A 12271-nucleotide genomic window follows, 5' to 3' on the forward strand; every position below is an offset into this window, starting at 1 on the left:
CAACTCAAACAGACGTCATAACTTTAGTATCCAGAACGGAACCAGCCTTCATATCCTCTACAAAAGGACACACACAGGAAAACATCTCCTATACTTCCGACCAAGGCAAGACCTATGATTTCAATACTGCAGACAAACTCAACACATTGCTTATAAACGCTTTGGTTTCTACAGGCGAGTTGAAGGAAATTGAGGAATACGATGTTGACTTTGACCATCAGTTCCTTGAAACGGAGAAGTATGATGCAAAACCGACCTACAAAAAGTTCCTCGGCTACAGGCCTGGCGTATATGTTATCGGTGACAAGATAGTCTATATCGAGAACAGCGATGGTAACACGAATGTGCGTTTTCATCAGGCAGACACCCATAAGAGATTCTTCGCTCTTCTGGAATCCCAGAACATCCGTGTAAATCGCTTCAGGGCAGACTGCGGTTCCTGCTCGAAGGAAATCGTCAGTGAGATAGAGAAGCATTGCAAACATTTCTACATCCGTGCCAACCGATGCAGTTCGCTCTACAATGACATCTTTGCTCTGAGAGGATGGAAGACGGAGGAGATTAACGGCATCCAGTTCGAATTCAATTCCATTCTCGTTGAGAAATGGGAAGGCAAGTGCTATCGTCTTGTCATCCAGAGACAAAGACGCAACAGTGGCGACCTTGACCTGTGGGAAGGCGAATACACTTACCGTTGTATTCTGACCAACGATTACAAGTCATCGACAAGGGACATTGTTGAATTCTACAATCTGCGTGGCGGCAAGGAACGTATCTTTGACGACATGAACAACGGATTCGGTTGGAGCAGGCTCCCCAAGTCATTCATGGCGGAGAATACTGTCTTTCTTCTGCTTACTGCATTGATACACAATTTCTACAAGACCATCATGAGCAGGCTTGACACCAAGGCTTTTGGGCTCAAGAAAACGAGTCGCATAAAGGCTTTTGTCTTCAGATTCATCTCCGTACCTGCCAAGTGGATCATGACTGCAAGGCAATACGTGCTGAATATCTACACAGAGAACCGAGCTTATGCAAAACCCTTCAAAACAGAATTCGGATAAGAATCCTTTCTTTCCGGTTTGAATCTGCGTATTACCTCAAGTCGCATCGTGGGGTAAGGGGATGGTGGCTACATATTGATGTTGTGCTGTTGCTTTTTACTGAAAGCTGCTACTAACGACTCATAAATCTACCCTTAATCGTGTATTGGATGATAGTTGCGGATTTTAGGTTAGAGTTTATTATCATCTCAAATATAATTAGGACTCTGAAAACATGCAATAATGTGCGGTATTTTATGAAATTATCCGTAGAATCTTACCGTATTCTCGAAATTTATTGTATTTTTGCAGCAGTAATGACATTTAATAAGAGGTGAAATGGACAATATAGTTTGCAAAGTAGTAGCACTTGGTGGCACTATCTCCACTACTGATATATCTCATTTGTCAGATTATAAACGACTGTTGAGAGCTAAGGAGCGTGGCAACTTGATAAAGTTGCGTCATGGCATATATGCCGTTCCCGATGCTTTGCTTAATACAATGATTGATGTGGAGCGGATTGTACCCAATGGCATTGTATGTCTATATAACGCCTGGGCTTACCATCACCTTTCAACAACAGTACCACCAGCCTTTTGCATTGCTATCGCTAACAAGCGGAAAGTGGTGATACCAGATACGCTTCCGATAGAGCTGTATTATTGGAAGAAGGAGAACTTGGAGTTCGGCATTATGGATGCAGAAATTTCAGGGTATCATGTTCGTATTACCGATATGGAGCGAAGTGTTTGCGATGCTGTAAAATACAGGAATAAATTGGGGTTAGATATTTGTGCTGAAGTGATACGCTCCTATCTGAAAAAGCCAAACCGCAATCTCACTCGTTTGCAAGATTATGCCAAACGCCTCAGAGTATTCAACACATTAAAAAATTATCTTGAAATAGCAATAGAATAAAATGGGAAAGAAAAACTTTACGGCCCACATGGATACTATCGCTTACAACATGTCTGTTGACATTGGCTTTGGTGATGTTGTAACTCCATATCCAACAACTATTGACTTCCCATTGCTTTTGCCTGACATTCCATCTGTGAACATACAGGCATATTCCTTGGAGACTGTTGTTGCCGAGAAATTCCATACGATGATAGACCGAGATGTGCTCAACAGTCGCATGAAAGATTTCTTCGACTGTTACCAACTCCTGACAAAGAGAGACTTGTCTGATGACACATTATATGATGCGATTAAGGCGACTTTCGATAATAGAGGGCTTACATACAATCCCGAATTGCAGTTGTTTACAGAAAGTTTTGCGACAGACGCAGCACGTATAGTTCGCTGGAAAGCATTTCTGAAAAAGATTCAATGGAAAGAGACTCTTGATTTCAAGACTGTTATGGAAGTAATAAAGGAAAGGTTGCAGCCTATGGCTGAAAAATATTGGAAAAAGTAGTTTACCCTTTTATCATTCTTTCGTCTTTGAATATAAAGAACACTAAAAATAGAAGATTATGATAAAAAGTAAGATTTCTGTTGCTGTACTATTTCTGCTATGCCTTTGTTGGTTACCAACACTTTCATTGGCAAAAGGAAAGAGCCATTTTACGGTGGAAGATTCACAATATGGAACTCGCCTTGTGAAATGGGAAGGAAAAGACTCTGTTGTGGATTTTAATAACATCCAAGAGCTTAAGGATGTAAAAGTAATAGGAGAAATGGCTGTTGTGTACTGATTTCGGTTGACAGTTTTGTGTCTTATATTGCGTTGTTATTCCTCTTGGATATCTGAGAACTTACCCCAATTCTTGTCGGAAGCATAAGCGCCCTTGCAGCCCTTGGGGACATAAAGCTTGCCCTTGGCAAGTTGCTTGGTGATCACCACATTAGGCGGTGTTGTCCATTGCATATGCAACTCAAGCACCCGGCAGGGTGAGAAGGCAAGTCTGCTCAGGTCTTTCACAGTGGCAGGGATATACAGGTCGTCAAGGACTGAGCCTGTGGAGAAGGCTCCTGACCCTAAATATTCTAACTGTGAGCCTTCGATGGGGATACCAATAAATGACATGTTCGTGCAGGAATAGAAAGCCTGACTGTCAATGCTCTTCACCGTAGAGGGGATCTCGATACCTTGCAGGGAAGAACAATTAGCAAAGGCTTGGATGCCAATCGCCTTGAGATGCTCAGGCAGCATGATCTTTTCGAGACTCGTACAGTCGCGGAACATATCCTCGCTCACTTCATCATTACGGGTATAATACTGCTCGTTCAACGCCGTCGTGAGATACGCCTTGCCACCACTGACGATACGTGCGCCAAACAAGTCGAGGGCCTTCAGCGTCTTGTATCGGGTCAGTAATGTGCGCAGTGCGTAGATATCGTCACCATTGAGCTCGCCCGACACTTTCAGACTTTTGATGTAGGGCGTGGTCTTGGGATCTGCCGAGAGAAATTCGGCTAAGGCACCTGGCTTTAAGTTGTTGAGCACGGGATTCACATCACCTACGGTTCCAGTTTGCCACACGATGACATTTGCCGTTGGCACGCCATCACCCATCACGTATATGGTGGATGCCTTGCCTAAACCTTCATTCTTCGGCACCTTGCCATTGACCGCGATCGTCCATGCCTTGCCTTCCTCATGGCTGGGCTGCTCATAATCATAGTAGATATATGACAGTCCTTCTGCTACATCGGCTTTCATACGCACGGGAACGTTCGTCTTCACGGTAAACGTGAAAACCGTATCGTTAGGCGCCAACTTGATGACTTGCGTGCTACTTTCCATCTTCGGAAAGGCGCTCTGACTGAAGGTAATGTCCCTACGTTCTTTTCCCTTCATCAAGCAGAGCTTCGCCGTACGTGTGTCCCAGTCGTTGTTGGGCTGAGCTGTCAGGTATAGATCCAGTTCATCGGAATAGCTCCCTATTTTATCTAACATGAGCCAGTTTGGATGTTCTGACTGAATATAGCACGAATCAACGCTCACATTCGTAAACTTGAACTCGGTCATACCACCTTCCTTGCTGAGGGTATAACTTCCTTTGTCGAGTACCGTTTGGGATACTTCGTCTCCTCCTTTCAGGTCAGAGATTGTTTCTGTTTCATCGCTACACGAGATACATAATAACAAGGCGATCACGGATAGCATTTTCTTAAGGGCAGAATACTTCATATCAAATAAATAGGTTTCACTTTACAAAAATACTAATAATTGATGAAAGTGGCAACATATATTATGATATTTTTTGTTTGATAAATAAAAAGAAGGGGGGGCACAATATATGTAAGTATACAAATATTGCTGATACAATGAATTCCCCATTACAATAAGAGCTTAGCTACTATTATAGTATTACTTGCATCGTGAAGAGAACTGTCTGAACGTTAGGTGAGCTTCTGTTTTCTTCAAAGTCCTATAGCTTTCTTCTGCCAAAGAAGTATTGTCCTTTATGCTTCGTTCTGTTGCCAAACTCAATGGCGTGGTGCGGACAATGGTGATAGCAGGCGAAGCAAGTCAGACATTGACCATTGTGGAGCCAACGGGGCTCTTTGCCGAGTCCGCCGTCGATGTCGTGGACAGGACAGACAGAAGCGCAGATGCCGCATTTCACACAACGGTCTGAAACAACATGGAAAGGCTTGTCGGTGATCAGCCAGCGATAGAAGGCAGCACCGAGGACGCGGCTGTTGATGCGCGGCCAACGGCCGATGATCAGACGCTCTACGTGCTTCTGATGTTGTTCGATCTGTTGGGCAAACCCCTTCAGGTTTTCCGCAGCCTTGTCCTGCTTGGCTTTCTCCCGCTCTTTCTTGTCTACATCCATGAAAGGCAGGCCGACATACGACTCCGGCATGAGCAACGAGAAGGCGGCATCGAGTGTGATGCCTTTCTCGGACAACACGTGGCGGAAGATGTCCATGGCTTCACCTACCGTGTCGCCAGCAGTGCAGAGCGCATAGACATAGTGCCCGGTGGCATCGATGACGAGTTGTTTCACGAAGTCAACGACGATGCGCGGTGGACGCCAGCCGTGGATAGGGAAGCAAAAGCCGATGTCCTCGCCCGGTTCCAGCTGAGCGGTGAAAGGCTCGGTGCTGTTCTTGGCGATGTTGATGAGCCGGTCGCTGGTGTAGAAGCCCAACTGTTTGGCGGCCCAAGCGGTATTGCCTGTTGCGGAGAAGAAAAAGATCATGAGTGCTTAGTTAACCTTGCATGAGAAAATAAGCTGCCACTACCACTCCAAGGGCGACAGCAGCGATGATGAGTTTGAGGAGACAACTCGCAATCTTGCGTATGATGAAGATGCCAGCGACAAAGGCCAGTATCAGAATGACGTAGAAAGTGAAGTGAGTGTCCATAAATTGAGCTGTTGTATGTTAATGTCTCTATTGATGTTTTTGCGGATTATTGGTTCCAAAGAGCCGGCGGAAGGTCACGGGGATAGGCGTGCTGAACTCCATCGGCTTGTGGGTCACCGGATGGTAGAAGCAAAGCACGTAGGCATGGAGGCAGAGACGTCCGATCGGATCATCGCCATTGCCGTATTTGATGTCACCGCAGACCGGATGCCCCATGTCAGCGGAGTGCACGCGTATTTGGTTCTTGCGTCCTGTCTCCAGTTTGAATTCCACGAGCGAGTGCTCTCTGCTGCGGTCGAGCGTATAGAAGTGGGTGATGGCCAGTTTGCCGTCTCCCTCCCGTTGACTGCTGTAGGTGACATAGGCCCGGTTCTCTTTGAGCCAGCTGGTGATGGTGCCCTGGTCTTGCTCCATCACGCCGGAGAGCACTGCCACGTAGCGGCGGTCATAGACCGTATGGTGCCAGTCCTCTTCCAGTTTCAGTTCCGTCTTCTTATCCTTGGCATAGATCATCAGTCCGCTGGTGTCGCGGTCGAGGCGGTGCACCACGTGAGCGGTACAATGCTGTCGGGTCTGCTCGAAATATTCGTCCAGCACCGACTTGACGTTCAGCGTGCTGTGACCGGCGGCCATGGAGAGGATGCCTACGTTTTTCTCTACCACGACGAGGTAGGGATCTTCGTAGACAATCTTCACGTAATGGTTTTTAAGCGTGAGATTGCGCTTTGTCTTACTGACGGCAATCTTCATTCCTGCCTTGAGCGGATAGTCGTATCGCGTGATCGTCTTGCCGTTGACCTGAATGCCGCGCCCTTGCAGTGTGGCTTTGATTTTGGAATGGCTACCGTCGAGATGGGTGAGCAGCCAGTCCAGCAGTTGGGCATCGGCCTCAACCGTGTAGTGATCGAACTGTTTCATGCCAGAATAGTGTGTCGCTTTTTATTCTTTTCTTTTCCAAATGGAGACGATCTTGTGTCTGATGGCGATGATGTTGCAGATGCTCACCAAGGCAAAGAGACAGAGTCCGAGGAGGATAGCCGGCAACATCGTACCACTGTCGATATCGGGGAAGAGCGTCTCGATGACACCCATGTAGTAGTCACGAACGAAGTAGAGCGTGCCCCAGGCAATGAGCAGCACACCGGTGTTGAGTCCGATGGTGAGCAATTGGTAGGGCCGTGCGACATTATTGGGACTGTAGCCGATGAGCAGCAGGTTTTCGAGTTTCGATGAGTTCTTCTGTACGAGCAGGTAGATGCTCAGCATGAGAATGTAGAAACTCAGGATGGAGATGACCAGACCGACAACCATGACCATGGTGACAATCATTCTCAAGAAATATGTGGTCTTTTCGGCCTGCAACTTGTCGTCCTCCACCTCGTAGCCTTTCTGGTCGATATATTTCGTCACCTTCTCGTTGGCAGGATTGTCAACCTGCATGATCAGTCGGGTAGGATCGGAGTGGCTGCCCGGTGCGAAGTAGTTGTTGCTCCAGTCCATGAAAGCCTGTGGCACGAGAATCGTATTGAGTCGCGACGAGAAGCCGATGACCTTGCCTTTGAAGCGATCGGCGTGTCCGTTGCCGTGGATGAAGATGTCGAAGTTGATCATCCCCACGAGGCCATCGCTGATCTTAGGCAGAGAACGACTTTGGGCAAAGCCAAAGTTATACATGGTGATATAGGCACGCGGCAGGATGATGGGCACGACATGTTCGCCCGGCGTGTATTTCCAACTGCCCTTGGGCGCGTCGACGAAATGATCGGGGATGCTCTCGAAGAAGAGCTCTGAGTTGAGCACGTTGACCCCGTTGACACCCATATTGGCTTCCACCTTATATTCTGTGGAGGTGAAGGTGCCCACGCTGGAGGCAAACGGTTGATTCTCCACGTCGTTGACCTCAGCGGGCGTGAAAGTGTTGGTGCGTCCGGAGATGGTGTTGCCCATGCCAATCTTCTTGCTGACGATGATATAGTCGGACTTCATGAAGGAATCCTCAGAGGTGAAGACGGGCATCACGTCGCGATAAAACTGATAGCCCAGCAACACGATGAGCATGCCAAAGAGGTTGGCAAAGAAAAATCCCACAAACTGGGGTATGCTGATATGCTGACGAAGCAGCTTCCAAACTAAGTTCATAGCAATAATGTCTTTTCGTAGTTTAAGTCCATGTGTTTACCGATGCTGGTCACGATGACGCCGGCTCCCTGTGCCTTGGCTTCGGTCATCATGATGTCTGCCATGATGCGTGAGTTGTTGTCGTCGAGGTGAGAGATCGGTTCGTCGGCGAGCAGGAAGTCAAACGGCTGTACAAGTGCGCGGATCATGGCCACGCGCTGCTGCTGTCCAAAGGACATGCGTCCGATCTTGGCATCGAGTTTGTCGCCGATGCCCAGCATGTCAAACCATTGGCGGATGGTGGCGTCGTCTTTGAAGTTGGTCAGCTTATTCTTGATTTGTACATTTTCCCAGGCTGTGAGTTCCGGAAACAATCTCAGCTCCTGAAACAGATGGCTGATATGCTGTTGACGCATTTCCACCCAGTCCTTGACTTTGAAGGTTTTAGTATCGCGGTCATCAAACATCACGGTACCGCTGTAATCGTGACGGTAGCCGACGATATAACTGCAAAAAGTACTCTTTCCCTTACCCGATTCAGCCTCTACAAGATAGAGGTGTCCTCGCTCGAATTTCACGTTTTGCTTCCATATCTCAGATTTCAGGTCTTTGCTCTGTTGGAACACCTGCGGCAGAACGGAAGTCAAATTAATGGTTTGCATATCTCTGAATGAATATAGTCCCATCCTTCTCTGAAATGAAGGGGACGGGCAGAATTTTATTTTAGTGTATATACGATGGCATTAAGCTTGCCGAAGAGCGGTGAAAGCATTCCGGTGACGGCCTGCGCCTTGCTGCCATTGACGGCGGCGAGGTTGATGACCATTACCAGTTTCTGTCCGATGATGGCTTGTTGCAGCTGTGCGTCGATAGGATGAGTGGCAGCCTTGATGCTCTGTAAAGCCTTCTCCTTAGAGCTGCCGCTCATGTATTGCCAGTCCCGTGTGACACCAAAGAAGTAGGTGGTCTTCGAATCTGTATAGTAGTAGCAGTCTCTTCCCCAGTCACCGATGTGTCCGCCCTGCGGTACACTCTGCTTCCAATAGTCCACATCACCGAGCCAGTCAGCGTTTTTGAGTTGTGCGGCCATGGTCATCTGGAAATTGTCAGAGCCAAGGGAAGGCGCGATGATGGTCATGTCGCCATTGACGCCTTTGATGATGTTGTCCATATCGATGGCAGAGTTGATGCCGGCCAAGAGAGCCTGGAGCCCTCTGTTTTGTTGCATAAGTTTGATGAACTTCGTGCCGTCGACATTGAGGAACATACCGATCATGTCGTTCTTGGCCATTGACTTCACATATTTGCCTTTGATGGGGCGGTAGATGGCATGAGCCTGCTGCAAAGCCTGCTCGATATTGCGCTTGAAGGAGAAGGTTTGCCCATTGATATGGAGGCGCCCATTGGCTACTTTCATCTCAGCGGCAATATACACGTCAGCAGGATTGGCGTCGCGCGGAGCACCTAAGGTGAAGGGAGCGACAAACTGGTCGGGTAGGGCACTGGTCTGACAGACGAGTGACATCGGTGCGTTGATGGAGTCGAGTTTGTCGTAGACGGGTGTTGCTTTGATGCCGTTGTCTTCGTCTTCACCCAGATATTTAGCCATGAGCGACATCATCTCGGCTTGGGCAGCTGGTACAACAGGACCCATCAGCAATGCAGCCTGCTTTGACCAACCGAGAATCCAGTTGTTGGGCAAAGCCGCGAAGTTGTAGTCGCGCTTATGGTGTATGTCAATCTTCAGACGCTTGACGGTCTTTTCTAAGTCGTCATCGTCTTTAACTTTGGCACAGAGTCCTAAATTGCCTTGAGCGTCCTCAAAGAAGAATATATCCTCAGAGAGGTCGAGACCGGCATCCTCGATGTTGCTTACGTGAAGCATCGCTTTGAGCATGGTAGGGCTGCCGACGCCACTGAGCTTGGCAGGCTTCATGGAGATCAGCAGTGTGCTGTTGCCGGGGATGGCATTGATATAATCGTCGTTGGAACATGAGCAGAGCGTCAATGCCAGTGCCATGAATAGTGAAAGTAAAAATGATATTCTTTTCATTGTCGTTACCCGTTATAGATCATCTATCGAGATTTCTGCTTTATACCTATATATAATAATGTGTCTGGCAATTGTCGCCTTAGACGTTTCGTTTGGACAGCTGAGCCATGGCGACAGCCATCAGTCCGGCAGTTTCTGTGCGCAGTCGGCTGCTTCCCAAGGTGATGGACTCATAACCTTGGCTGATGGCATCCCTCACTTCATCGATTGAGAAGTCACCTTCCGGGCCGATGAGTATGGTCACGTCCTGCTCCTTTGGCATCTGTTGCAGGGCTTGAAAGAGGTCGGTACGGTCGATTTCGTCATAGCAATGGGCTATGAATTTCCGTCCTTGCCGTGGCGTATGGATGAAGTCACTGAACTTTGTCAATTCGTTGACCACCGGTTTCCATGCCTTGCGGCTTTGCTTGACGGCTCCCACAACAATCTTTTCTACGCGGTCGGTGCGGATTGTCGTACGCTCAGAGAACTGACATCTCAGAAACGAGAGTTCGTCAAAGCCGATCTCGGTGCATTTCTCTGTCATCCATTCCATGCGGTCCATCATCTTTGTCGGCGCGATGGCGAGATGGATATGGCCGTGCCACGTCGCTTCCTGAGGCATAGCTTGCCGGATATTGTAGAGGCAATGCTTGGTGTTGGCAGCTGTGATCTCTGCTTGGTAGAAGGTACCGCAGCCGTCCATGAGAAACATCTCGTCGCCAACTTGCATGCGTAGCACTCTTAAGGCGTGCTGCGCTTCTTCTTTCGGCAACTCTTTCTGATGGCTGGCATCAGGCACATAGAAATATCTTTCTTCCTTCATGGCTGTGGGCTGTTATCGGGCATCCTCTGCCTCGTCTTTGCTTTCTTGGCTGCGTTTCTTGTCCTCTTCCTCTCTTTTCTTCAATTCGTCTCTCAGTTCAGAGGCGATTTCGTAGTGTTCGGTCTTCACGGCATTGTCGAGAAGATCGTGGAGCATCGGCTCGCTGATGATGTTGAGCGGCAGTTGCAATCCTTTGGCATTGGGCTGATAGACCGAACTCTGTCTGCGAAACAAGGCCGCATCCATGTAGATGGGAATCTCGTTGTGACTGATCAAAGAGAGCAGGATGGCTGCATCAGCTTGGACGGGAAGGCTGAATTGATTTTCTTCGTTGATAAGCAATGCCTTGTATACGCCATCCTCCAATGTGTTGATATGGATCGACAACTCCAACGTAGTCTGCCAGTGAATCATCTCCCAAAGGATCTTGGCAATGTCATCGTTGATATTGATGTCATTGTTCTTTCTCTCAGTGATCTCTTTGAGGATCTTTCTGCTGCACGTGATCACGAGCTGGCGTTGCTGCTCCTGATCAGAGAGGAGCAGCAGGCCATCTTGCTCTTTGCCGTTTACTTCAGCTGCGGCTTGGAATTTAAGCTGTATACTTGCCATTGCAGATAACGATTATTTTGTTGCTTTTTCCTTCTTGGGGCGGAAGACCAATGCGAAAGCAACGCCAACGATGAGGGCGTAGCTTGCAAAGATATACCAGCACGACTGCCATTGCGTGACGCCGCCGACGGTGTGGAGGTCAACAACTTCCTGTGCGGCCAGTGAACCGATCGTAGCGCCCAAGCCGTTGGTCATCAGCATGAAAAGACCCTGTGCGGACGAACGCAGACAAGGATCGGTTGCTTTGTCGACAAACAGTGAGCCGGAGATGTTGAAGAAGTCGAAGGCGACACCATAGATGATCATGGAGGCCACGAACATCCATACCTTGCTGCCCGGATCACCGGCACCGAGAAGACCGAAGCGAAGTACCCATGCAAACATGGCGATGAGCATGACGTTCTTGATGCCGAAATGCTTCATAAAGAAGGGTATCATCAGGATACACAGTGTCTCACTGATCTGTGAGATAGAATAGAGAATGACAGAGTGCTTCACACCAAAGGTATCAGCAAACTCTGGTATCTTGGCGAAACTCTCGATAAACGGGGTAGCAAAGCCATTGGTGATCTGCAGGCTGACACCTAACAACATGGAGAAAACGAAGAAGATTGCCATCTTCTTTTGACGGAACAGCGTGAAGGCACGCAGACCGAAGGCATCGACCAGACTCTTATGCTTGTCGTCATGACTGACGGGACAGGCTGGCAGGGTGAATGTGTAGAGGAAGAGCAGAATGCTCAGTGCGCCACTGACAACAAACTGCAACTCATTGGCCTTGAAGCCCATGATGTCGACAAACCACATGCTACAGATGAAACCTACTGTACCAAAGACACGGATGGGCGGAAAGTCCTTCACGGTGTCCATACCGGCTTGGGTGAGTGCACTGTAGGCTACAGAGTTGCTCAGTGCCAGGGTAGGCATATAGAATGCTACGCTGACGGAGTAAAGGGTGAACAAAGTGGCAAAGGTCACGTTTGCGCCTGCATAATAGCCATAAGCTGCGGCACCCATCATAAAGGCACCGGCCAGCAGATGGCAAAGACCAAGCAGACGCTGGGCGGGAATCCAACGGTCTGCAACAATGCCCATAAGGGCAGGCATGAAAATGGAAACAATGCCTTGCATGGCAAAAAACGCACCGATATGAGTGGACATTCCTGCATTGGTGAGGTAGATACCCATGCATGTAAGGTAAGCACCCCAGACAGCGAACTGCAGGAAATTCATGAATGCTAAACGCACTTTTAAGTTCATGGCTATTATTTTCTTATTTGTTGTGATCAGTCTTGCAGTGTTAGTAAC

At 48.3% G+C, this 12271-nt stretch carries 14 protein-coding genes; 4 read left to right on the forward strand and 10 right to left on the reverse strand.

Annotation, left to right across the window (positions count from 1 at the left end):
- The 4 genes from NG346_RS04145 to NG346_RS04160 form a co-directional block, all read left to right on the forward strand.
- Positions 1-1067: IS1380 family transposase (locus tag NG346_RS04145; RefSeq protein ID WP_262288360.1), on the forward strand; the 1067-nt coding region annotated here is incomplete at its 5' end.
- 318 nt (positions 1068-1385) lie between these two features.
- Entirely contained in the window at positions 1386-1967 is a 582-nt protein-coding gene (locus tag NG346_RS04150) for a type IV toxin-antitoxin system AbiEi family antitoxin domain-containing protein (RefSeq protein WP_262281042.1), read from the forward strand.
- A gap of 1 nt (position 1968) precedes the next feature.
- Complete coding sequence (locus NG346_RS04155; RefSeq protein ID WP_262281041.1) at positions 1969-2469, forward strand: nucleotidyl transferase AbiEii/AbiGii toxin family protein; 501 nt, start codon at positions 1969-1971, stop codon at positions 2467-2469.
- A gap of 58 nt (positions 2470-2527) precedes the next feature.
- A complete protein-coding gene (locus NG346_RS04160) occupies positions 2528-2749 on the forward strand; it encodes a hypothetical protein (protein ID WP_262281040.1) in 222 nt (73 codons plus the stop codon).
- A 35-nt stretch (positions 2750-2784) separates the two neighbouring features.
- Here NG346_RS04160 and NG346_RS04165 read toward each other — a convergent pair whose 3' ends face one another.
- The 10 genes from NG346_RS04165 to NG346_RS04210 all read right to left on the reverse strand — a co-directional run bounded on the left by NG346_RS04165 (position 2785) and on the right by NG346_RS04210 (position 12223).
- A complete protein-coding gene (locus NG346_RS04165; protein ID WP_262281039.1) occupies positions 2785-3954 on the reverse strand; it encodes a leucine-rich repeat domain-containing protein in 1170 nt (389 codons plus the stop codon).
- 475 nt (positions 3955-4429) lie between these two features.
- Entirely contained in the window at positions 4430-5209 is a 780-nt protein-coding gene (locus tag NG346_RS04170; protein WP_262281038.1) for a ferredoxin family protein, read from the reverse strand.
- A 10-nt stretch (positions 5210-5219) separates the two neighbouring features.
- Complete coding sequence (locus NG346_RS04175) at positions 5220-5375, reverse strand: hypothetical protein (RefSeq protein WP_262281037.1); 156 nt, start codon at positions 5373-5375, stop codon at positions 5220-5222.
- A gap of 27 nt (positions 5376-5402) precedes the next feature.
- The gene (locus tag NG346_RS04180) at positions 5403-6293 is read right to left on the reverse strand and encodes an RluA family pseudouridine synthase (protein WP_262281036.1); all 891 of its coding nucleotides are present in this window, start codon (positions 6291-6293) and stop codon (positions 5403-5405) included.
- Positions 6294-6314: 21 nt separating this feature from the next.
- Positions 6315-7514: a cell division FtsX domain-containing protein gene (locus tag NG346_RS04185; RefSeq protein WP_262281035.1), complete on the reverse strand. Its 1200-nt coding sequence runs from the start codon at positions 7512-7514 to the stop codon at positions 6315-6317.
- Positions 7511-8155 (reverse strand): ATP-binding cassette domain-containing protein, encoded by a 645-nt coding sequence (locus NG346_RS04190; protein WP_262281034.1) that lies wholly within the window; start codon positions 8153-8155, stop codon positions 7511-7513. The genes NG346_RS04185 and NG346_RS04190 overlap by 4 nt, the downstream gene beginning before the upstream one ends.
- Before the next feature lie 56 nt (positions 8156-8211).
- Complete coding sequence (locus NG346_RS04195; RefSeq protein WP_262281033.1) at positions 8212-9546, reverse strand: DUF4836 family protein; 1335 nt, start codon at positions 9544-9546, stop codon at positions 8212-8214.
- Between the two features lie 79 nt (positions 9547-9625).
- Positions 9626-10351 (reverse strand): 16S rRNA (uracil(1498)-N(3))-methyltransferase, encoded by a 726-nt coding sequence (locus tag NG346_RS04200; RefSeq protein WP_262281032.1) that lies wholly within the window; start codon positions 10349-10351, stop codon positions 9626-9628.
- Positions 10352-10363: 12 nt separating this feature from the next.
- Complete coding sequence (locus NG346_RS04205) at positions 10364-10963, reverse strand: bifunctional nuclease (protein WP_262281031.1); 600 nt, start codon at positions 10961-10963, stop codon at positions 10364-10366.
- A 12-nt stretch (positions 10964-10975) separates the two neighbouring features.
- On the reverse strand, positions 10976-12223 hold the full coding sequence (locus NG346_RS04210; protein WP_262281030.1) for a nucleoside permease: 1248 nt from the start codon (positions 12221-12223) through the stop codon (positions 10976-10978).
- Between the last annotated feature and the right edge of the window lie 48 nt (positions 12224-12271).

Origin of the sequence: Hallella absiana, from assembly GCF_025457485.1 — a bacterium.
Lineage (GTDB): Bacteria > Bacteroidota > Bacteroidia > Bacteroidales > Bacteroidaceae > Prevotella > Prevotella absiana.